Annotated in this window: 21 protein-coding genes and 1 pseudogene; 5 read left to right on the top strand and 17 right to left on the bottom strand. The window is 59.2% G+C overall.

Going from position 1 to position 21,932, the window contains the following annotated elements; translation table 11 throughout:
* Window positions 1–24: 24 nt before the first annotated feature.
* The 6 genes from G556_RS0101000 to topA all read right to left on the bottom strand — a co-directional run bounded on the left by G556_RS0101000 (window position 25) and on the right by topA (window position 7,740).
* Complete coding sequence (locus G556_RS0101000; RefSeq protein ID WP_028821439.1) at window positions 25–1,620, bottom strand: alpha/beta fold hydrolase; 1,596 nt, start codon at window positions 1,618–1,620, stop codon at window positions 25–27.
* The gene (locus G556_RS09755) at window positions 1,621–2,292 is read right to left on the bottom strand and encodes a PSP1 domain-containing protein (RefSeq protein WP_051176513.1); all 672 of its coding nucleotides are present in this window, start codon (window positions 2,290–2,292) and stop codon (window positions 1,621–1,623) included.
* Between the two features lie 109 nt (window positions 2,293–2,401).
* Window positions 2,402–3,091 carry a DoxX family protein gene (locus G556_RS0100990; protein ID WP_028821438.1) on the bottom strand — a complete coding sequence of 230 codons (690 nt, stop codon included), beginning with the start codon at window positions 3,089–3,091 and terminating at the stop codon, window positions 2,402–2,404.
* A 97-nt stretch (window positions 3,092–3,188) separates the two neighbouring features.
* Window positions 3,189–4,361 (bottom strand): DNA polymerase III subunit delta', encoded by a 1,173-nt coding sequence (locus G556_RS0100985; RefSeq protein ID WP_028821437.1) that lies wholly within the window; start codon window positions 4,359–4,361, stop codon window positions 3,189–3,191.
* Window positions 4,358–4,981: a dTMP kinase gene (gene tmk, locus G556_RS0100980; protein ID WP_028821436.1), complete on the bottom strand. Its 624-nt coding sequence runs from the start codon at window positions 4,979–4,981 to the stop codon at window positions 4,358–4,360. The genes G556_RS0100985 and tmk overlap by 4 nt, the downstream gene beginning before the upstream one ends.
* An 83-nt stretch (window positions 4,982–5,064) precedes the next feature.
* Complete coding sequence (gene topA, locus G556_RS0100975; RefSeq protein ID WP_028821435.1) at window positions 5,065–7,740, bottom strand: type I DNA topoisomerase; 2,676 nt, start codon at window positions 7,738–7,740, stop codon at window positions 5,065–5,067.
* Window positions 7,741–7,928: 188 nt separating this feature from the next.
* On the opposite strand from topA, the gene G556_RS0100970 reads away from it, so the two are divergent.
* On the top strand, window positions 7,929–10,184 hold the full coding sequence (locus G556_RS0100970; RefSeq protein WP_036915354.1) for a DEAD/DEAH box helicase: 2,256 nt from the start codon (window positions 7,929–7,931) through the stop codon (window positions 10,182–10,184).
* Window positions 10,185–10,194: 10 nt separating this feature from the next.
* Here G556_RS0100970 and G556_RS0100965 read toward each other — a convergent pair whose 3' ends face one another.
* The 7 genes from G556_RS0100965 to ssd all read right to left on the bottom strand — a co-directional run bounded on the left by G556_RS0100965 (window position 10,195) and on the right by ssd (window position 15,154).
* Window positions 10,195–10,587, bottom strand: a complete 393-nt coding sequence (locus G556_RS0100965) for an Rv3654c family TadE-like protein (RefSeq protein ID WP_028821433.1) — start codon at window positions 10,585–10,587, stop codon at window positions 10,195–10,197.
* Between the two features lies 1 nt (window position 10,588).
* Window positions 10,589–10,924, bottom strand: a complete 336-nt coding sequence (locus tag G556_RS0100960) for a TadE family type IV pilus minor pilin (RefSeq protein WP_051176512.1) — start codon at window positions 10,922–10,924, stop codon at window positions 10,589–10,591.
* A 46-nt stretch (window positions 10,925–10,970) separates the two neighbouring features.
* Entirely contained in the window at window positions 10,971–11,321 is a 351-nt protein-coding gene (locus G556_RS11650; RefSeq protein ID WP_016456745.1) for a DUF4244 domain-containing protein, read from the bottom strand.
* A gap of 138 nt (window positions 11,322–11,459) precedes the next feature.
* Complete coding sequence (locus tag G556_RS0100950) at window positions 11,460–12,026, bottom strand: type II secretion system F family protein (RefSeq protein WP_162139738.1); 567 nt, start codon at window positions 12,024–12,026, stop codon at window positions 11,460–11,462.
* A 128-nt stretch (window positions 12,027–12,154) separates the two neighbouring features.
* The gene (locus G556_RS10885) at window positions 12,155–12,946 is read right to left on the bottom strand and encodes a type II secretion system F family protein (protein ID WP_051176510.1); all 792 of its coding nucleotides are present in this window, start codon (window positions 12,944–12,946) and stop codon (window positions 12,155–12,157) included.
* The gene (locus G556_RS0100940) at window positions 12,943–14,130 is read right to left on the bottom strand and encodes a TadA family conjugal transfer-associated ATPase (RefSeq protein WP_036915350.1); all 1,188 of its coding nucleotides are present in this window, start codon (window positions 14,128–14,130) and stop codon (window positions 12,943–12,945) included. Before G556_RS0100940 ends, G556_RS10885 begins: the two co-directional genes overlap by 4 nt.
* Entirely contained in the window at window positions 14,123–15,154 is a 1,032-nt protein-coding gene (gene ssd, locus G556_RS09740; protein ID WP_028821429.1) for a septum site-determining protein Ssd, read from the bottom strand. The genes G556_RS0100940 and ssd overlap by 8 nt, the downstream gene beginning before the upstream one ends.
* A 110-nt stretch (window positions 15,155–15,264) precedes the next feature.
* On the opposite strand from ssd, the gene G556_RS0100930 reads away from it, so the two are divergent.
* Together G556_RS0100930 and G556_RS0100925 are read left to right on the top strand one after the other, a co-directional pair.
* On the top strand, window positions 15,265–16,035 hold the full coding sequence (locus G556_RS0100930; RefSeq protein WP_155941705.1) for a class I SAM-dependent methyltransferase: 771 nt from the start codon (window positions 15,265–15,267) through the stop codon (window positions 16,033–16,035).
* A gap of 82 nt (window positions 16,036–16,117) precedes the next feature.
* Entirely contained in the window at window positions 16,118–16,582 is a 465-nt protein-coding gene (locus G556_RS0100925; RefSeq protein WP_028821427.1) for a phage holin family protein, read from the top strand.
* Window positions 16,583–16,652: 70 nt separating this feature from the next.
* Here G556_RS0100925 and G556_RS0100920 read toward each other — a convergent pair whose 3' ends face one another.
* From G556_RS0100920 to G556_RS11185, 4 genes and pseudogenes are all read right to left on the bottom strand, one after another.
* Window positions 16,653–17,291, bottom strand: a complete 639-nt coding sequence (locus G556_RS0100920; RefSeq protein WP_051176509.1) for an NUDIX hydrolase — start codon at window positions 17,289–17,291, stop codon at window positions 16,653–16,655.
* A gap of 6 nt (window positions 17,292–17,297) precedes the next feature.
* Window positions 17,298–17,759, bottom strand: a complete 462-nt coding sequence (locus G556_RS0100915; RefSeq protein WP_024111553.1) for a RidA family protein — start codon at window positions 17,757–17,759, stop codon at window positions 17,298–17,300.
* Window positions 17,752–17,925, bottom strand: a complete 174-nt coding sequence (locus tag G556_RS09735) for a Sp36 family protein (RefSeq protein ID WP_233418163.1) — start codon at window positions 17,923–17,925, stop codon at window positions 17,752–17,754. The genes G556_RS0100915 and G556_RS09735 overlap by 8 nt, the downstream gene beginning before the upstream one ends.
* A gap of 205 nt (window positions 17,926–18,130) precedes the next feature.
* A pseudogene (locus G556_RS11185) lies at window positions 18,131–18,422 on the bottom strand (WhiB family transcriptional regulator); the annotation flags it as partial.
* A 343-nt stretch (window positions 18,423–18,765) separates the two neighbouring features.
* On the opposite strand from G556_RS11185, the gene G556_RS09725 reads away from it, so the two are divergent.
* The gene (locus tag G556_RS09725) at window positions 18,766–21,012 is read left to right on the top strand and encodes a transglycosylase domain-containing protein (protein WP_233418155.1); all 2,247 of its coding nucleotides are present in this window, start codon (window positions 18,766–18,768) and stop codon (window positions 21,010–21,012) included.
* Window positions 21,012–21,914: a metallophosphoesterase gene (locus G556_RS0100895; RefSeq protein ID WP_028821425.1), complete on the top strand. Its 903-nt coding sequence runs from the start codon at window positions 21,012–21,014 to the stop codon at window positions 21,912–21,914. Before G556_RS09725 ends, G556_RS0100895 begins: the two co-directional genes overlap by 1 nt.
* Window positions 21,915–21,932 lie beyond the last annotated feature (18 nt).

Genomic DNA, 21,932 nt, shown 5'->3' with positions numbered 1-21,932 from the left:
CAGCTTTACGGCACCAGATAGCCCTCAGGAAGCACATTCAAGGTTAGTTTCAGGAATTTTCGACTCGTTGAAATAGTCGGCGACAATTCGGTCTGCACACCTGCTGCTACCGAAAACCCCGTGCCCGGGTGCTTTTCTCGTCACCAGAATCGAGTCTTTGAATATCCGGTTTGCGAGCACCGACTGCTCGTAGGGAGTCGCAGAATCTTCGGTGTTTGCCAACACGAGCACCGGGGTTTCGGTATCCCCGCTGAACGCGATCCTTGGCCGCGGCGCACTCGTCCAAATCGGGCAGAGCGTGTCCGGGCCGATCAAGTGCCCCAGGACCGGGGCCTGGGCCTTTTGCTTGCTCCACTGGGCAAAAGCACCCTTCAAGCCGGAATCGGGCTGGTCTAGGCAGCCAATCCCGGAGGCGGCGGCGATCAGCGACGAGTAGCCGCCAGGTTCGCGGCCGGTCATGGCGTCCGAAGCCTGGAAAATCATCGTAGGATCGCCTGCGATCGCCTTCGAAATGGCCTCTCCAGCTGCGTCGTAGAACGATTCTCCGGTGTAGAAGAAAAGCAACAGCCCAGCGACGGCCCGCGACTGGGTCAGCATTCGACCATCCGGTGAGCTGAGAGAATTTGAGTCCAACGAATCAAGGAAACCCTTAATGCTCTTCGTCACGGACTGCTCGTCCGAACCAAGCTCGCACGACGTTTTAGACGCACACCAGCGCGCAAATTCGCTTAGGTTCCTCTCGAAACCGACTGCCTGCGAAACCTCCTCGCTCGGTCCAAGGCTGACGGCCGAATCCAGCACGACCTTTCCGGTGCTATCCGGGAAAAGCTCTGCGTATGTGGCGCCCAACAAAGTGCCGTAACTGACCCCGAGGAAGTTGAATTTTTCCTGGCCGAGAAGCCTCCTGGCCAGGTCGAAATCGTAGACGGTGTCGATGGTGCTGACGTGGTCCAGCAGCGCACCGGAGTTCTTCCTGCAGTCGGTGGCGAATCGCCGCTCCGCGTCGATCAGCGCGGCCACCTCGCCGGAATCATCGGGCGAGACATCGACGTCCAGGTAGCGGTCCAGCTCCTCTCCCGTCGAGCAGACGACGGGAGTTGATTTGCCGGAGCCGCGCGGATCCATGCCGACTATGTCGTACCTCAGCTCCTCGCCGAACTGGTCCACATAATCCAGCGCGCTGCCGCCCGGCCCGCCGGGATTGACGAAAAGCACGCCATGCGGATCGTCAATGGCAGAACGCTTCAAGGCGATCGTGACGGCCAAACCGTCCGGGTTCTCCCAATCCAATGGGGCAAGCATCTTCGCGCACTCGAACTCGCCGCACTGCGCCCAATCGAGGCGCTGCACGTAATAGCGGCCATAGCCCTGCCCCGCTGGCGGATCCACGACGCCCGGCGGACGCGCCTGAGACTCTACATATTTCATCCGATCCGAACTCTCGCCCACTACCCAAGCCCGCTTCGGCCAGGGCATCTTATGTCCGCTTCCGTCGAGAGCGACCGGTTCGACATCGAAAGCAACTGAAGGAGAGGGCGTTGCATCGCTTTGAGTTTTCGGGGCAGCCGAGCAACCGGCAAGCAGCAACCCTGCGGCCAACAGCGCGATTTGCTTTCGCATCTAACTCTTCAGGTTCTCCGCAACCGGGCAGGAGCTAGCATCGCACATCGGGGAATCCTCGTAGCGCAGGCAGCAGAGCAGCCGGCCACAGACGCCGGTTGCCGGCATCGCAGCGGAACGGGAATCGAGCGTGCGCAGGCTGATCGGTTCAAGCACGGGAAGGAAAGAGACGCAGCAAAGCTGACGCCCACAACGGCCAACGCCGCCAGTCAGCTGAGCTGCGTCACGGGACCCGACCTGACGCAGATCAATGCGCGCGTTTAATGTGTATGCAAGATCCGGGACGAGCGCGCGAAAATCCACCCTGCGCGGAGCCGTGTAGTAGATCGCGTACATCCTGTCGAAATCCTCGGAGCGATCGATCAGATCGACGCCCAGCACCTTCATCGGCAGACCGTGACGCTCGATCAAGTCGATAGCCGTGGCCTTGGCGCGCTCGCGGTCCTCGCTGTTACGAACGTCCCTTGCCAGGTCCTCGGCGCTGGCGTGCCCCAGGCACTCCGGAAACCCCTCAGCCGCGGATTCGCCCCGCCAAACCACGCGGGCCACCTCCGGCCCTCCCGAAGTCGGGTAGAGGACGTCGTCACCTACCCTAAAATCGTCGGCGTCACCCGCCACGGAGAGGTAGTGCAACTCACCGTAACGCTCAAACTCGACGCCCAAAATCTTCATGGACTCAAGACTAGCCCTAACCCCGAAGCGCTTAAGGGCTAAGACCTTTAGCCTCCCCTAAATAAAAGTAGCCGCCCGCCAGCGGCGGACGGCTACATAATCCTAGACGTTAGTCCTGGTTCTTACGCTTATCGCGAGACCTGCGGTAAGCGGCATCGACCGACCAGCCGCCGGCACCCAGCATGAACATCAGGAACGCGCAGACGGTGAACAGCAGGTCGCGGTCTCCGTAGAAACCGGTGTGGCCCTCCATGATCGGATTGAATGGGCCGAAGCGGAAGAATGCCAAAACCGCGACTCCAGCAACGGTCAGCAACAGACCGACGATTCGAGTGCCCCAGCCAATCAGCAGCAGGACGCAGGCCAGCAGCATACCGATGCCAGCGGCGAGCGCGAGCCATCCAGAAACGTTCGCGGGAACGCCAGCGCCGGTCAAAGCGTCAGCGTAACCACCCTGGTCGACCAGCACCTGCCAACCGATGACGGCCAGCAACGCGGCCATGACGACACGAAGCAGGAATAAACCGAGCGAGCCGAAGAACTTATCGGTGACCTTCTTCCCTTCCTTTTCTACGACGACAACCTCGGGCTCCGGATCCTGGCGGACGTTCCCCAGAAGCTTGTCGCGATCTTCAAGCTCACGGACCAGCTGCTCGTCGGAGGCAGCGGCGGCAGGATTACCCAGTGCGGCGTTTTCCGGCATCGGTTCGGGGTCAGACACCGGCGTTTGGAGCTCATCGGGATCTCTCGGCTTGGCCGGGCTAGCGCCGGACAGCCCGCTATTCACATTCTCGCTCACGGTTGCTCCTAGAGGATTGAGGGAAACGACTCGAAGTCATTCATCTTTCATGTAAAAGTCTATAGTCATCGCACCAAATTCGAGAATGGAGCGCCGATCAACCTTCATAAAGCTTTAACATCAACGACTCGAAAGCGAGAAGCGGGGCGACGTTGAAGTCGAGAGCCTGCCTGGTCTCGATGATCGCCGACATAGCTTTAATCGTCGAGCTCGGGTTGGTTGCGTCTGCGGCAGCCCTGATCTGATCCGCGATCGAACTGTTGATCAGCCCGTCGGTGGACTCGTCGATATCGACGGCGCCGATCTGCATGGATAAGACATCGCGATACCAAGTCGAAAGTTCGGTCAGCACCCTATCCAAAGAATCGCGCTGGAAGCGCTTTGCCCGCATCTTCTGTTGCTTCTCCAGATCCTTCAGCGCGGCCTGGGCATTCTTCGGGCGCGTGCCCTTGGCGCCGAATCCGAGCGCCTGACGCAGCTCAGCTGTTTCGGCCTCGTCCAATTTGACGGTGGCCTCGCTGGCGTTCTTCGTGGCCTCGTCGACCAGGCTCTGGGCTATCTGTAGACAATCGGAGACCCCTTTGAGGTGTGCTGGCACCTGCAGCCAGCGCCGACGCGACTCGCGAGATTTCTCGTTCCTTGCCAGCCCACGGGCGCGCCCGATGTGCCCTTGCGCAGCCCTGGCTGCGTGGCCCGCGGTCTCCGGATCGATACCGTCGCGGCTGATCAACAGATTCGTGACGTCCGAATTCGACGGCGTGCGCAGATGAACCTGACGGCAGCGCGAACGAATCGTGACGATGACATCGTCGGGGGTGGGCGCGCACAGCATCCAGACAGTCCGCGGCGGCGGCTCCTCCAACGACTTCAGCAGCGCATCCGCTCCCCTATCGGTGACACGGTCGGCGTCCTCGACAATGATGATCTGGTAGGCGCCAAGCGTCGGAGACATGCCGGCCCGAAGCGCGATATCTCTGACCTGCTCGACGCCGATCGAAAGCTGCTGGGTGTTCAACACGGTGACGTCGGGATGTGAGCCGTTCGCAACCGTCCGGCACGACTGACACTCGCCGCAGCCCCCATTCGGGCACAGCAGGGCGGCAGCAAAAGCCCTAGCCGCATTAGATCGTCCTGACCCTGGGGGGCCGGTGATCAGCCAAGCGTGCGTCATCGAGCGCTGATTTTCGCCGCGGCCATGCGCGGCTTCGACTGCATCGGCGAGCAGCGCGATCGTGGGTTCCTGGCTGACTAGTTCATCCCAGACGCTCATAGCGATTCCAGCTCCAAAAGCTTGGCCACCTCAACCGAAATCGTATCGGAAATGGTTGATATTCTGTCGCGCGCGTTCAACACCAGGTAGCGCTGCGGATCGCGCGAGGCAAGATCCAAAAAGCCCTGACGGACCCGGGCGTGGAATTCGTTTCCGGCCGATTCCAGCCGATCCTTCTTGCCCTTGATCTCGACTGCCTGCGATGGGTCGACATCGAGCAGGACGGTGAGATCCGGACGCATATCGGAAGTCGCCCACCTGGCAAGGGCCTCCAGCTCGTCGGTGGCGATGCCTCGGCCAAAACCTTGATAGGCGAGCATCGAATCCACGTAGCGATCACACAACACCACCACCCCGCGGTCGAGCGCGGGACGAACCACCTCGGCAAGATGCTGGGCCTTGTCGGCGGAATAAAGCAGCGCCTCACAGCGATAGTCGAGTTCTTGATCGGTGTCCAGCAATAGACTGCGGACCACGTCGCCAGTTTTCGTGCCACCGGGCTGCCTGGTGACGATGTGCTCGATTCCTGCCACTCTCAACCGGCGAGAGAGCCGGTTGACCTGGGTGGTCTTGCCTGCGCAATCCCCGCCCTCGAAGACGATGAATCTGCCTTTGCCCATCGCACCTCCTCAATGCCTAGTGGCCTCGAAAAACTAGCAGTCACAAATCTTGCCAGAGGCCACTGACAAGATTCGCTGATGCCCTAGGACTTCTTAGTGGTCTTGGAAGTCGACTTTTTGGCCGTCGTCTTCTTTGCCGTGGTCTTTTTAGCGGTAGATTTCTTAACCGCCCCACGGCGCTTAGGCGCGGGGCCCTTAGCTCGCTTGGCCGCCAGCATGTCGCTGGCCTGCTCGGGTGTCACGTCCTCGGGAAGAAGCGTCTTGGGCAGAGACTGGTTGGTCTCGCCGTCGGTGATGTAGGGGCCGAAGCGGCCGTTCTTAATCACCATTTTTTTGCCCGTGGACTTATCCTCTCCCAGCTCCCTAAGCAACGCAGAAGAGCGCGCTCCCCTGGTCTTGGGCTTGCTGTAGAGTTCTTCGGCCTCTTCCAAAGTGACAGTGAAAAGCGCCTCTTCGCTGGACAGCTGACGGGTGTCCTTACCCTTTCGCAGGTATGGCCCATATGGACCATTCTGTGCTGTGATCTCGACGCCCTCAGCGTCCTTTCCAACCAACCTAGGCAGGCTCAGAAGCTTCAGGGCTTCCTCAAGAGTCACCGTGTTCGGGCTCATTGTCTTAAACAAGGATGCGGTGCGGGCCTTGGGCTTCTTCTTGCCCTCCTCGGCCTCGATAATCTCCGTGACGTACGGGCCATAGCGGCCATTACGAACCACGATCGGCACGTTTTTCTCCGGATCTAGGCCAAGTTCGCGCTCAGCGCCGGACGGCGTGACCAACAACTCCTTAGCTTTCTCGAGAGTGAGCTCGTCGGGTGCCAGATCCTCGGGCACGTTCGCCCGATCCTGCTTCGCATCCTCCAGGTAGGGGCCGTAGCGGCCGACTCGCAGCACGATGCCACTATCCTCGCCAATCGGGAAAGTGCTGTTGGCGCGGGCGTCGATGTCCTCGAGATCCTCGACCAGCACTGCCAAGCCCTGGTTACCGCCGTCGCCGTTGTAGAACTTGTGCAGCACCTCCAGCCGATCCAGATTTCCATTGGCTATCTCGTCAAGACGATCCTCGAGGTCCGCGGTGAATTTGTAGTCCACCAGCTGCGGGAAGTGTTCCTCCATCAAGCGAGTGACGGCGAACGCAAGCCACGTCGGCACCAAAGCCGAACCGCGCTTCCAGACGTAATCGCGGGCGGTGATCGTGCGGATGATCGACGCATAAGTGGACGGGCGGCCGATCTCCAGTTCCTCTAGCTTCGCGATCAGGCTCGGCTCGGTGTAGCGGGCGGGCGGCTTGGTCTGGTGTCCGTCCGCCTCGGCGCTGACGAGCCCCAGGTCCTGAGCGACGTTCAGCTGCGGCAGCCTGGTTTCCTTCTTCTCACCCTCAGCCTCGACGTAAGCCTTCATGAAACCCGGAAAAGTAATGGTACGACCAGAAGCGACGAGCCCGGCAACTCCGACCTTTGCCTCAGAGCTCAAGGCAACCTGCCCGTCGAGTTTGGCGTCGATCTTGACGCTGACGGTCTGGCCCTCGGCGTCGGCCATCTGGGAGGCGATCGTGCGCTGCCAGATCAACTCGTAAAGGCGGAACTGGTCGGCAGCAAGCCCGGCCTGCGCAGGGGTACGGAAGTCGGACCCAGCGGGACGAATCGCCTCGTGGGCCTCCTGCGCGTTCTTCACCTTGCTGGAATAGAAACGCGGCTTCTCGGGCACATACTGGCTGCCATACAGCTGGACGGCCTGGGCGCGCGCCGCGTTAATGGCTTCGCCGGAAAGCGAAACCGAGTCGGTACGCATATACGTGATGAAACCGGATTCATACAGCTGCTGGGCTACGCGCATGGTTCGGTCGGTGCTGAAACCGAGTTTGCGGCCCGCCTCCTGCTGAAGTGTGGTGGTCCTGAACGGAGCCGCCGGCCTGCGCCGGTACGGCTTGTTCTCGATGTCTGCCACCGAGATATCGGCCTTCTTTAGAGCCTCGGCGATGCCGGTGGCGTCCTTCTCGGTCAGTGCGAAGACGCCGGAGGTCAGCTTGCCGGCGTCGTCGAAATCATTACCGCGCGCAATTCGGGTGCCGTCGAGGTTAGCGAGCCTGGCCGGAAACTGCCTGACGTCGGCGTCGGCGCCCGCGTCTAATTTGATGTTCAGGTCCCAGTATTCGGCGGGCACGAAAGCGATCCGCTCGCGTTCGCGATCCACCACAAGTCGAGTGGCGACGGATTGGACGCGGCCTGCCGATAGTTTCGGCATGACCTTCTTCCAAAGCACCGGGCTTACCTCGTAGCCGTACAGCCGGTCGAGGATTCGGCGGGTCTCCTGCGCGTCGACGAGGTCTTGATCGAGCTCTCGCGGATTATCCACAGCAGCCCTGATGGCCTCCGGGGTGATCTCGTGGAAGACCATTCGCTTGACCGGCACCTTCGGCTTCAGTTCCTGCAGCAGGTGCCAGGCGATAGCCTCTCCTTCGCGATCCTCATCAGTTGCCAGGAAGAGTTCGTCGACGTCCTTCAGCTCGTCCTTGAGCTTCTTGATCGTGCTGCGCTTTTCCGGGTTGACCACGTAGAGGGGCGAGAAGCCTTCTTCGATGTTCACACCGAGCCGGCTCCAGGGCTGTCCCTTATATTTGGCGGGCACCTCAGCAGCATTGTTCGGGAGATCTCGCACGTGTCCGCGGCTCGATTCAACGACGTAACCGTCGCCAAGATAGCTAGCAATCTTGGTCGCCTTGGTGGGCGACTCAACAATCACCAGGCGTCGCTTACCGGTCACAATAAACTCCTTAACTGGCACCGCTTACATCCTGCGGCTGCGTTCGGGCGGGCAAACAATTTACCACTTTAGTCTGCTGGGCACCGCTGGCAGCTACATTACTTACCAGGCCTAATCGATGCGGAATGTTTTCAGTTTCGCACAATATCCGATACCGCAAGCCTTCCTTGGGCTGCAAGTATAGGGCTATGGCTTTTGGACTCTTGACTGATCGTGCGCAGGTTAGACATGTAAATCGTCGCCCTGCAACGGAGGGCACCACCGTCGACTGGCCGGCATGGGTGCCGGCAGAAGTGGTGGAAAGTCTAAAAGCCGGAGGCATCGAGCGGCTGTGGGAGCATCAGGCGCAGCTCGCAAATCACGCAGTTGCAGGCGAACACTGCGCGATAGCAACGCCGACCGCCTCCGGAAAGACCCTGGCTTATCTTTTACCAGTTCTTTCGGCGACTGCGGTCGAGTCTTCTCGCGCTGTGGCCCCAGCCGGCAACGACGATCTCCGCACCAGGCTAGGAGTAGCCAACCACACCGCGTTGTATCTGTCGCCCACGAAGGCGCTCGCCCACGACCAATACATGAAGTCTCGCGCGCTAGCGCCTAAGGGTTGGTTGAGCACGACTTTGGACGGCGACTCTACGCAGGCAGAGCGCAGGTTCGCCAGGGAGCAGGCGAATTACGTCCTAACTAATCCGGACATGCTCCACCTTTCCATCCTGCCCTCACACAGCAGATACCAACGGTTCTTGGGCGGGCTGCGCTACGTCATAGTCGACGAGGCACACAGATACCGCGGAGTTTTCGGCTCACACGTGGCCAACGTCCTACGGCGGTTGCGCAGGGTATGCGAGTTTTACGGTTCTCATCCGGTTTTCATCCTTTCTTCTGCAACTGCTACGGGCATCACGCAGTGGGGCGCCCGGCTGATCGGAGAGCAGGCCCCGATAGCCGTCGTCGACGAGGATGCTTCCCCGCACGGCGAGCGCATCGATGTGCTGTGGCAGCCGATCGACACTCCCGCGCACGAGGCGGCCGATCTGATGGCCGAACTCGTCCGTGACGGGATGCAGGTTCTGACGTTCACGCCAAGTCGAAGCCAAGCCGAACTGGTGGCGCTACGCGCGGGGCGCAAAGCTCCGGGCATCGCTAGTTATCGTGCCGGCTATCTCGCAGACGAACGACGTGGTATCGAAAAGGCGCTATCCGAGGGAGAACTTTGCGGAGTGGCGGCAACGAACGCGCTGGAGCTCGGCATCGATATCGCGGGCCTCGACGCGGTTCTGATCTCGGGGTTTCCCGGCACGCTAGCCTCCTACCGTCAGCAGACCGGGCGCGCGGGTCGCAAAAATCGACCGGCGCTAAGCGTCCTGCTGGCAAAAGAGGACCCGTTGGACGCCTATCTTTTCGAGAACCCGAGCCTGCTGTTCGATAAGCCAACCGAGACATGCATTTTCGACCCATACAACACTCACGTCCTGGGCCCTCACATTGCAGCGGCGGCGCAAGAGGTTCCTTTAACCGAAGATGACGGGCGCTACTTCGGCCCCACAATGGCAAGTCTTGCCGATCAAGCGACCGAAGCGGGGCTGCTGCGCAAGCGTCCCACCGGCTGGTACTGGGTGCGTCCGGATCGGGCCGTGGATTCCATCAGCCTTCGGGGCTCTGGCAACAGGCAGATAAACATCGTCGACGAAGCATCCGGGGCCGTGATTGGGACGGCGGACGCGTCGACCGCGGACAGAACGGTGCACAAGGGTGCCGTCTACCTGCACAAGGGCGAGCATTGGCTGGTAAGCGAATACTCCCCCCAGGAATCGACCGCTCTAGTCCATGCAGGTGACCCGTCGTATTACACCCAGGCTAAATCCGTCAGCGATCTTAGGATCTGCACCAGGGACGAGGAGCACAAATTCGGACACGGTTTGCTAGGCCACGGAGAGGTAGAGATCGCCAGCCAAGTTGTCGCGTATCTGCGCAGGGATAGCTCATCGAGTGAAGTCTGGGACGAGACGCCGTTGCAGCTGCCTGTAAGGACCTATCGCACGCACGCGGTTTGGTGGACCGTACCAGAGGAATTCTGCGAAGGCTTGGGATTGAAGCCCCAAGAACTAGCTTGCGCAGCCCATGCCGCCGAGCACACCTCGATCGGGCTACTGCCCGCGTTCGCGACCTGCGACCGCTGGGACATCGGCGGCCTATCGACTCTCTGTCACCCAGACACGAATGCCCTGACGGTGTTCGTCCACGACGGCGCGCCCGGCGGAGCAGGGTTCGCCGAGTATGGCTACCAGATCGCCGATGAGTGGCTGAACGCCACCTTGGAGCGCCTGAAGAATTGCCCCTGCGCTGCCGGCTGCCCTTCGTGCATAGTTTCCCCGAAATGCGGCAACGCTAATCAAACGTTGGACAAGCAGGCCGCCATCGTTCTGCTGAGCAACTACCTTTCATAAGCCTCCAGATTCACTCCGCGGACTCGAGATTCTCGATTATTCCTGCTTTGGCACGGGCCTTTACTTCGCCCAGGCCACCCGGCAAGCGAGGTGTGGGCTCTTTTCTGAGCTCGACGGTGACGGCGAATTCTCCGAACCCGGTCTCGACATCACAGTTTTCTAGGCGTGTTTGGCCAGACGCGGTTTTGTTGTTCGCGGTTACCGCCGCTTTGGCCGCTTCGCAAGCTGACCTGCCTGCGGCCTGTGCCCTGGCAGCCGTCAGCGCCACCAGGTCGGCCTCGCTCCGCACCTTCCGGCATGACGACAGCCAACCCGACAGCAGGAAGGCGAGGAACGCCATCACCAGCAAGACGATGAGCATCGATGCGCCGAGCATCGTCCCGGAACCACGTTCGTTACGCATCTCAGCCCTCCTTGGGAACCACCGCAGCGGCTTTTAGCGCGACCGGGCCAAATCGCCCGAAGTAGGCGTCTTTAGTCACCGAAACCTGCACCCTGTCCGGGTACTCCGTCACCTGAACATCGGCCCCTTCAGGCGCATTCGCGCGGGCCTTTTCCGCGGATTCCTCGTCTCCCCTCGATTCGAACCGGGCGACCCTGGCAGCTATCTCTTCGCAGCGCGCCTGAGTTGCGACTAAACCAATCGACCAGGCTAATAAGGCTGCGACGATGGTTGCGGCCATTATAGAAATGGCCAATTCCGCAGTAACCATCCCGCGCGAATGCTTTACAGAGTTCATTTCACTTGACAATTCGCCTAAAATTCAAAACACTTCTCAGCCGTCTTTAGGGCAACTGGGCGCCGACCTTCGCAATTAGGGAAACCACGAATTTAAGCATCGCCCCGAAAAAGTCTTTTCCTGTGATGATCTTCAAAAGCACAAGAGCCATAGCGACCGCAGCCAAGATTCCTACTGCATATTCAGCTGTCGCCATTCCTCTTTCGAAAGCCTTAGCTAACTTGCCTTTTTCTTTGATTTCAATCGCATTTAGGCATTCAAGCTGTTCGTCTACGCTCAGCCTCATGCGCTCCGCTTCAGCCTCCGCGGCGTCCTGCCAATAATCCTGAACATTCTGGATATCGCCAGACCCAAGGCAGGTTTCTTCCTTGTTTAATACCGAAATTGCAGATTCCACGAGAGTTTCCTTTCTTTAAGCTTTCTCGTTTTCTGATGCACAAACATCATTGATCTCCGATTCGAAAAAATTCATCCGGACAACACCTTGTGGATATATCTGTTGATAAAAAGCTTTTTCGGTTGATAACTGCCGGTTTTATAGGATTCCGGAGGAAATCACACCGGCGATAATCGGCACCACTCCAACCAAAATAAAGATTGGTAAAAAGCAACACATCAGGGGAAGAACGGATTTAACTGCCAAAGTTTTCGCGGCCGTTTCCAATTCGCTCGCGCAGGCTTCTCTGGCATCTTTTGCGTGCGTCAGCAGCAGCTTGCTCATCGCCGACCCAGACGCCACTAGTGCGGATATGTCCGTCGCAACTGGCTCCCAGACAGGTTCCTTGGCCAATGACTTCCACGCCTGGATCTGGCTGCGGCCGACGTCCAAATTGCGACAGTAGGAATTGAGCAGATCTGCGGTGGCTGGCGGGCTGATCTCGGCCACCTCGCGCACTGCCTGGCTGACTGGCGCTCCAGAGCTAAGGCAAGACGCCAGAAGCTCTAGCGTCGACGGCAGCTGTTCCCTCAGTTCTTGGCGCCTTTTGGTTTCCTGTCTTTTCTCTGCGTCGCAAAATGTGAGCACACAGATAGAAACAACAGCACCTATCGCGGCGACGACGACGTCACCGAAGGCAACGTAGCCGAAGAGTGCACCGGCCACCCCGAACGATACAAAACGCAGGTTTTTAGTCTTTTTAACCTTTTTGTCTTGCTGAGTTGGCCTTCGTTGCACGGGGAAGATCAACCAGCAAAAGCAAGCAGCAAATAGTGCAGAGAAAGCCGCTGCGATCAACTGTTAGCCCTTCTTTCGACTCTCATCGCGAGCTTCTCCGTCCAAACGACGCCCGCACACGCCAGCAAGACGGATAGGGTCAGGCAGACGTTACCGGCTGTGGTCCCAGCCAGAAATTTGATCGGATTGCCGCCTGCAGCGAAGCCGAAAGCCAGCCCCACGACAGGCAAGCACGCCAACAACCGACCGGTAGCCTTGGCCGACGAGAGCTCCGTGGCCACAGTTTGGTCAGTGCGTTCCGTGCGTCTGAGCCCAGCGACAACCTGTTCGACTGCCGGCGCAACCGGCGCACCCGTGCGCTGGCACAACTGCCAGGCACCGGCAAGGCGCGCGAAGCCTTTTGCGCCGTCACATTCGGCTGCCCTGCGCATTGCGTCAGCTACGTTTGCGCCGACGGCCTGAGCAAGCACGATGCTTTCGAGCTGTGGACACTCTTGCGCGGCTACCCTGATGGCTCGCGCGGGTATCGTCCCGGTCTTCAGCTGGCCAACCAAAACATTGCAGCCATGGAGCACCTGCTTGCTAGCTGCCCTTCTGCGTGTAGCTTGCCGATTTAGCGCCAACACCCACGTGAAGCAGGTGTAAGCGACGCTCAAGATGAGCGCCCAACAGACGGCCTTTGGGGCAAGGAGAAAAACAATCAGGTTGACGGCAACGAGCCCAACCAAACGCATATTCAGGCTTCTACCGCGACGCGCCTGGCACTGCCGTATCCGAGTTTCGCCCGAAGCCGGAGCGAGTAAGAATGCAGCCAGCCCGGCGAAGATGGCGGAGAACACTGCGCTCATGCCGCCGCGACCCTAGGCAGGTCCAGCAGCTCGACCAACTGGGCATAAGCGGCTCGCGGCTTCAGCCGGGAGGGATCGGAGGCCTCAGCTTCGAGGGCTGGGACGACCTCGACCATCCCGTTTTGACGTGGGCGCAGCAGGCCGATTTGGGCCACTTGCCTCCTCCCGCTGGCAAGCCGTTTTACGTGGATGACCACTTGGATTGCCGAGGCGACTTGGGAATTGCACGCTTGGCGCGACAGCCCGCCAAGGGCCGCCAACGCTTCGAGCCGGGCGGGCACATCGACGGCGGAGTTGGCGTGGACGGTTCCGCACCCACCCTCGTGGCCGGTATTTAGGGCCCTCAACAAATCGCAGAGCTCTGCCCCACGGATCTCGCCCACCACCACCCGATCTGGGCGCATGCGTAAAGCCTGGCGAACCAGATCGGTCATGGTCACCGCGCCAGCGCCCTCCGAATTGGCAGGACGGCTCTCTAGCCTGACGCAAAAATCGTGCTCGGGCTCAAGCTCTCGGGAGTCCTCGACGATTAAGATCCGCTCGTTCTGCGGCACGATGCCCAGCAACCCCGCCAACAAAGTTGTCTTGCCCGAACCGGTGCCTCCGCTGATCAGGAAGGCGACCTTCTTCGAAACAATCCGCCTCAACAGCTCGGCGGTGGCATGGCTGATCGAGCCATTCTCGACCCAGTTTTCTAGGGTGAAACCAGCCCTAGCGGGCACCCTCAAGCTGATGCAGGTGCCGGGGGCAGAAATCGGCGACAAAACCGCGTGGAAGCGAATCCCGTCAGCCAACCGAGCATCGGCGTAGGGGCTCGAATCGTCTAGCCTCCTGCCCACGCTAGCCGCTAACCGGACGGCTAGTTGGCGGACCTGGGCGTCCGAATCAAACTTCACTTCGGTGGCGCGCAGACCGTGGCCACAATCGACCAGCACCCTGCCGGGACCGTCTACGATGATGTCGGTGAGTCCGGGAAGCTCGAGGAGCGGCTCCAAACGTCCGACGCCCATGCTAGTTCGTTTAAGCTCTTCCACGGTCAGCAAGACGGCTGCGTCGCTCACCACCATGCCGACGTCCTTCAACGCGTCTGCGACGTCCTGCGGCGTCCACGGCCTGCCCAAACCCGCTAGCACCACTCGAACGGCCTCGAGCTTTTCCTCATCCAGTTGGAGCGTTTTAACCATTTGTGCCCCCAGCGCTAGAAAAGACCAACTCATTCAAAATTTTGTCGCACGCTTTGACGAAAGCTCCCCTGCCGCTGCCTCCGGGAGCGCCTCCTCGGGCAGCCGCAGCTGCCATGCGTGCGTCGGTGGGCACGACCGCGCAAACCGGCATCCCGAGAGTCTCGCCAACCAGTTGCGGATCCAGACTCCAGACCGGAGATTTTCGCACAACCAAGTCGGCGTCTTGGAGGCTGTGTGCCTTGATCCGAGCCCTGGCTGCGAGCACTGCCTTAACGTCCGCGGCAACCACGATTAGATTCAGGTTCGCATCGACCGGCGAATCCTCCGCGAGGCCCGAATCTAGAATCACCATTTCGTGGCTTCGCTGCAAAGATCTGGTCACCGCGCGAACGGCCTGAGTCGACGGCAGCCCGACGTCGCTGCGCCCCATGCTCACCAGATCGACTCCATCGATGCTGGGCAGCTGATCGCCGATGTCGCGCACATAACCTGTTGCTGATGAAAGCTCTCCCCAGCGCCAGCCAGGCTGCTTTTCGGCACCAAAAGTCAGGTCTATGCCGCCGCCGAATTCGTCCAGCTCTACCAGCGCGGTCCTGGCCTGAAGAGCCGCAGATCTTTGAGCCATGCCAGCGGCCAGCGTCGACGCACCCACCCCGCCGCTGCCGCCGAAGACCTGAATGGTTAGAGAATCAGACTCGGACAGATTGGCTGGGCCCGAAAGCAAAGAGCTGAGGAACCCCGTCTGGGCTGGCAGCTCCAGCGCAGGCGCAGATAATGGCACCGACCAGGCGAGCAGCTCAGAGGCGTCCTCGCCGACCAAATGGACGTCACCGCGTTCCGCGAGCCCGAGACCGACCACCAACGATGCCAGGTCTGCTCCGACCAGAACAAGGTCGCTCGAGCGCCAACACTTGCGGATCGTTTCCGAGTCTCCGGCAACGCTCAAGTTGGCGCCGACGGCAGCCGAAACCGACGAGACGGCATCACGAACCGAAGCATCACGGGTTATCAGAGTCGCTTTCACATATGCACTATTGACAACCAACGCAGAAAAAACCGCATTCGCCAAAAGATTTTTAGTCGAACTCGAGCCTTCCTCTGGCACGACTTGGATAGTGCCCTAAGCTTTAATTTGTGGCTACTAGACGTGTGTTTCCCTCCAGCGCCTTCAACTGGCAGCTGGGTACAACCGCGTCCACAGTGCTCAACCTTGGGGCGGCACCAGCGATGGTTTCCCGTCTCCTAAGCTCCGGCCATTTCGTCGTCGCCATCGACCCTGACCACGAGGCTATTGCTCGTCTCCAGCAGAGATTTTGGCAGGCCTACCAAGAGCGCAGACTGATTTTGATTGCCGGCAGCATCGAGCACCTACCGCTGCTGCCCAAAAGCATCGATGTGGCGATTGTCAACAAGTCGCTGAACGCCAACATCGATCTGCACAAGGCATGCACCGAGCTGGCAAATGTCCTCACCGACACTGGCTGGGTGACAGGAAACAACATGAGCCGTGACGACACCGTGCCGTGGGTGCGACGCCTCACGAAACTGCTGCGCGGCATAGACGAAACCGCGATGACCGGCGATTTCACCAACAAAAACCACGAGCGGCTACTCGAAAACAAATACTTCCCGAGCACCGACAGCCACAATTTCCGACTGTGGATACCCATCAGCCGTGTCGACATGCTCAAGATGGTCGAAACCCACCACTCAGTCAGCGCGCTTACCCAAGAGGCACGCGATGAGCTGCTAGCGCAGGCGGCCAAGATCTACGACGAAGCGGCAATCGGCGGCGACCTTCGCCTGCCATTCGTCCTCAATTGTTGGCGGGCATACGTCGATCGCGCCGAGATTACTATCCCGGTGAGTCTTGATACAGAGGCCCCCTGGTTTAGTCTGAAGTAGGATTAATCAGTAGCGACGCAAAATTTCGTAGCGAACCAAACTAAGCTGTGAAAAGTGATGGCTTAACACTAAGGAGATCTAAATGGCCAAACGCCAGTCGATTGCAACGGCGATCAACCAGATCAAGAACAACGCCCCGAAGATGTTTAGCCAAATTGCTGAGCTCGCGAAGTCGGAGTTGAAACCGGCCACCAAAAACGCTGGCCTGGGCGCGGGAATCATTGGCGCGGTCGCGGTCATCGGTTCTGTAGCGCTGCTGATCGCACTCCTGACCATCGGTTTCGCGCTTTCGATCATCTACAACCAGGCGATCGGCATGTCCGCCGTAACTTCGCTGACGCTGGGCTTCCTGACGCTCTTCATTCTTTCGCTGATCATCGTCGTCCTGCTGGTTCTGCTTGCGCTGCGCTTCTTCAAGAAGGTTCAGAGCCCGAAGGCCACCATCGCGGAGACCAAGGCAAGCCTGAGCGCCATCGGAACCGCAATCAGCACTGGACTGAACAAGGATTCCCGGTCCGACCCGCTGAAGAGGGCGCTGGACGAGTAAGCATTAAAAGGAAAGATGGGCGAGCGATTTCGTTCGCCCATCTTTTGTGTCTCGAGTTTCGTTTGCCCGTTCAGCTCCGTCGCGAGGCTCGTGGATGGCCGAATCTCTCCGGCACCTCCATGACTCGCCCGTCATCCCAGGGCTGACTCCAACCGCCAGCCTTCAGGATCGCGTCAACAACGCCAGCGGTAAAGCCCCACAAAAATAGCTCCCCAAATACCCATGCCGGCCCACCTAGCCGACCGTCGAGAGCCCAGGTTACGCGATCGTTAGGATTCCGCAAATCTTCTATCTTCCACCGGTATACGGCCTTGACTTCGGCCAGGTTCGGCGTCAGCGTCTCGAAACCAGACCAGAGCCCGACGATCGGGCACACGTGGAAAGAACTTACAGGGACGTCGCCCGCGGGCAGCGCGCCCAGCGGTTCGACCAGTTCCGAGCCTAGCCCGATCTCCTCGCCGGTCTCGCGGAGCGCCGTCACTAACGGGTTTCCGTCAGCGGGATCTTTGCTGCCTCCCGGGAAAGATATCTGCCCGGCATGGTTATTCAGCTTCGAGGATCTTTCGGTGAACAGCAGATCGGGTTCAGGCTGGTCGCTAATGAGCGCCATCACCGCAGCGAACCGCTTAGACTCGTGCTTCTTCGCTGTCTCGTGTGCTGCGGAGCACTGCCTAGGCGCAAGCAGATTTGAAACTAGCTCGTCGAACACGCCTGGCTAGGCCACCGTAACGGTCAATTCGACCTCGACGGCAGCGTTCTTAGGAAGCACGGCCACCCCTACTGCGCTGCGGGCGTGTCGGCCTGCCTCGCTGAAGATTTCGCCCAGCACGTCGGATGCGCCGTTGGCCACATCGGCCTGCCCAGTAAATGTCGGTGCGCTGTTCACGAAGACCAGCACCTTGTCGACGCTTGCGATTTTGTCCACGCCTCCTGCGACATCGGCAGCGGCTGCAAGGGCATTGATTGCAGCGTATCTGGCCGCCTGGCACCCCTGAGCCACATCCAAATCTTCGCCCAGACGTCCCTCGACGAGTTTGCCCTCGAAGATGGGTAGCTGGCCGGAAGTTACTATCTGCGCCCCAAATGCCTTGGCAGGCACGTACGAGCCCAACGGCTTGATGACCTCGGGCAACTCAATGCCGAGCTCTAAGAGCTTTGAAGATACTGCGTTAGTCATTGGAGCCCTCATCAACTAGCGGACGCTTGAAGTAGCCGACGAGAGAATCCGGGTTGGGACCGGGCGCGAGCTGAACTAGCTCCCAGCCCTCTGCCCCGAAATTGTTCAGAATCTGCTGGGCAACGTGGCTCAGAATAGGTGCGGTGAAATATTCCCACTTGGTGATCTGTTGACTCATGCCTTCAAGTATCGCACTTAGCACTGACAATTATTAGCCGATGCCAAACATGAAAATGCCCGGAAACCTGGGGCCTCCGGGCATCAATTTTATTCAGTAATTGACTTTACTGACGTCGATTCGGACTCTTCTCCGATGACCGCGACGTGTGTCTCGATGTAGCTTGAACCGTCGGGACGGTCGAAGCGTCGATCGATGACGCGAACGCCGCCTTGCTGAGCATCGACCGCAGCCTGCAGCACCTTAGACCAGGATTTGATGTCCGGCCGGGCACGCAGAACCTGTCGCCTCTCGCGCTCCGTCATTCCGCCCCAGACGCCCCACTCGATGCGGTTATCTAGCGCCTCTGCTAGACATTCCATCCGCACTGGGCATCCGCTGCAAATGGCTTTCGCGCGTTTCTGATCTTTGCCTTCGGGGAATAATGCGTCGTTTAGTCCTCGGCATTTAGCAAGTAGCTGCCAATCTTCCAGGGTGGCTATCATCACCGCTCCTTCCTTGGCTACGCCGGTGAAACCTTTCATAAAAAGGTTCATCGCTTGGACCCCTGTTTGTCCACAGCCAGATGTAGCACTGACAACCGCTTCCCAAATTACACCCTAACTAAAATTTACAACAGCCCCCCCCCTCCCATCAATTGAGTCGCTATCATGAAAGTTTTTTGCCCCCAAGCGGAGAAAATCTTTCCCCTACTAGCCCAAAAGCCTCCGGTTTGAGGTTTTTAGCAGATTCGCGGAGGAGCCAAAATTTTTTCTCTGTCCCAAAGTTTTGCTTTCTTCCAAGTGGTGATATCCATTTTTGTCGGTTGCCTCGCGTACTCTTGTAGTCATGCGTTCTCCTCGTCCTAAGAACAGGGTTTCGATCCTGATGTTCGTGACGATCAGCGCCCTGATGGGTGTGTTGGTCGCGGGCATAACCGTGCCCGTAAGCGCGTTAGGTATCGGATTGACAAAGACGGCATCAGCTGCGCTCAGCCAGGTGCCGGCAGAATTGACGGTGCCGCCACAGCGCGAAAGTTCCAGAGTTCTGCTTGCTGATGGCTCCATCCTCACGGACTTTTTTGAGGAGAACAGGCAGTACGTCCCGCTGGATCAGATTTCCGAAACGATGCAGCAAGCCCAGATAGCTATTGAGGACCACCGGTTCTTCGAACACGGCGCTCTAGATTTGCAGTCCGTTTTGCGCGCGGCGCTCGGTAATGCCGCGGCTGGTGGCGTGAGCGGCGGTGGTTCGACGCTTACCCAGCAATACGTAAAACTAGTCCGCCAGCAAATGTGCAACAACGAGCCTTCGTGTATTGCCGAGGTGACCGCCCCGAAGTTCGACCGCAAGATTTTAGAGATGCGCTACGCGGTTGCACTGGAGCAGAAACTCTCCAAGAAGGAGATCCTCGAGCGCTACCTGAACATCGCGTATTACGGAGATCGCGCGTACGGGATACAGGCTGCCGCCCAACACTACTTTGGCGTCAACGCATCGGAGCTCGACCTAGCCCAGTCCGCGTTGCTTGCCGGCCTGGTGCAGAATCCCTCGACGAGCGACCCGGTCAACAACCTCGATGCGGCGCTGGCTCGTCGCGACGCGGTGTTGAACGCAATGGTCGAATACCAGGGCCTGCCCCGGGAGGAGGCCGATAAGGCTTCTGAAACACCGTTTGACGCCTCGAAGGTTTCCGTCAAGCCAAACGGCTGCGTTGGCACCAGGTACCCGTTCATCTGCCAGTACGCAGAAAACATTTTGACTAGCGACCAGATGCCAGGCTTGGGTTCCACGCCTAAGGAACGAGAGGACACGCTTCGACGCGCGGGTTTAACCATCAAGCTGAACATCGATCCGCGAATCCAGGATGCCGCCCAGAAGGCGATCGAGGGCGTAGTTGCCCCTACAGACGATCTGATCGCGGTGGCAGACACCGTCGACCCGAAGACCGGCAAGATTCTGGCAATGGCGCAGAGCCGTCCAGTCATGGGCGACAACAAAGAGGCGGGCGAAACCTATTGGAACTACTCGGTTCCGCTGGCATACGGCGGTAACGACGGTTTCATGATGGGTTCGACGTTCAAAACCTTCGCAGCGGCAGCCGGAATCGCAGAGGGCAGATATCCGGATACCACTTATTACACGGTCGGCCAGTCGCAGAACTGGAACGGCAGAACTTATAAGGACTGCGAGGGCAATACCCGCATAATCAATGACAATCCGCCTTGGGTGACCCAGAACGTGACAACCGGACACACCGCGGGCCAGTTCAACATGGTCACCGGCATGATGTGGTCGGTTAACAACTACTGGGTGAACCTGAACCTGGACAACGGCCCTTGCAAGACCGCCGAGATGGCGGAGCTGTCGGGCATCGAGTTGGCCAATCCCGTCGCTGACAAGAACGGCTTCGGCGATGAGTTGAAAGACTGGGGTTCGGCTCCCTCCCTGGTTCTTGGTGCACCTTTCGTCACGGTACTTTCTTTGGCTTCAAGCTACGGCACTTTCGCTAACAGGGGCACGCACTGCAAGCCGATTCTGCTGGATAGCGTTAAAACGAAGACGGGCGAGGACATCGCGGTGCCGAGCGCGGAGTGCGAGCAGAAGATCGACCCGAAGATCGCCGACGGCGTTAACTATGTACTGCACAAGACGCACACCGATGGCCTCTCGGCTAGGTCGAACATTCCGAACGGTATCGACCAGGCTTCTAAGACCGGTACTGCCGACGATTCGAGCGGTACTTACGCGTTCGCCGGCTACACCCCCGATCTCTCCACGGCCGTCGTTATTGCCGCTGACCGCGAGTCTGAGCACTGGAAGTCGACGCCCGAAGCCGCCAGAAACATGCGTACCTATCACGCGTCTCCGCTTGGCAGGGCGCTCGGCTGGACGAATGGCCAAGACATTTGGCGTCCGATGATGGAAACAGCGATGGAGGGAATGCCGAAGTCCAAGTTCGAGCCCTGGGTTCCCCCGACTGAGCCAATTCCTACTTGGAACAACTCGACGGCCCGTCCTGCTCCTCCGCCTCAGCGACGTGCTGAACCGGCCGAGGAAGTTGAAGAGGAAGAGTACGAGGAGGAAGAAGAGTAATGCGATTGACGACTTGCCTTAAGCTCGGCACTGGGTTGGGCATCGGACTTTTGGGTGGCGCGATTCTTGAGGCCGGAATGGGTTTCGTCCTCCGCGAGGCGGAAGTAGAGGCGTTAAAACCTGGCCAGAAGCCGCTGCGCATTCTGCATATCTCGGACATCCACCTGATGCCCTACCAGAGGCAAAAGCTGAGCTTCATCTCAAGGCTGCACGAGACTAAGCCAGACCTCGTGATTAACACGGGAGACAACATCTCATCTGCCGATTCGATCGAGCCGCTGATTGAGTCCCTCGGGCCTTTGATGGACGTGCCAGGCGGCTTCGTTTTCGGCACCAACGACATGTTTTCGCCGCTCCCCACGAACCCGTTTAAGTACTTGGTCAGGGATTCGAGCACAGATCAACCCAAGCAGCGCGATCCGCTGCCCTGGCGCAGGTTTCGCAGGGAATTCGAGGATCACGGCTGGGTGGATCTGGATAACGCGTCAGGAACGGTGAAGGTCGGTAACCGCACGATCGAACTTCGGGGCACCGCGGACGCACACGCGAACATCGACCGCTACGATCTCGTCGCGGGGCCCCGAAATGACGATTGCGACGCGAGTTTCGCCGTCACCCACGCACCCTATCAGCGAGTTTTGAACAGCTTCGTAGACGACGACATGGACATGATCTTCGCCGGCCACACCCATGGCGGACAGATCTGCCTGCCCGTGAACCGGGCGCTGGTGGCTAACTGCGACATTCCGCTATCACAGGCTAGCGGCGTAAGCGAGTGGACCAACAACAGAAAGACCGTTCCGCTGCATGTTTCTGCCGGTCTGGGAACTAGCCCCTATGCACCTATTAGGCTGTTTTGTAGACCAGAGGCGACGCTGTTGACGCTGGTCGCTAAAAAATAATCGATCTTTAGGAGAATC

It is taken from the genome of Propionimicrobium lymphophilum DSM 4903 (assembly GCF_000423485.1).
Taxonomy (GTDB): domain Bacteria; phylum Actinomycetota; class Actinomycetes; order Propionibacteriales; family Propionibacteriaceae; genus Propionimicrobium; species Propionimicrobium lymphophilum.
Note: the sequence above shows the minus strand (reverse complement) of the source record. Positions and strands in the feature narration are given on the sequence as shown.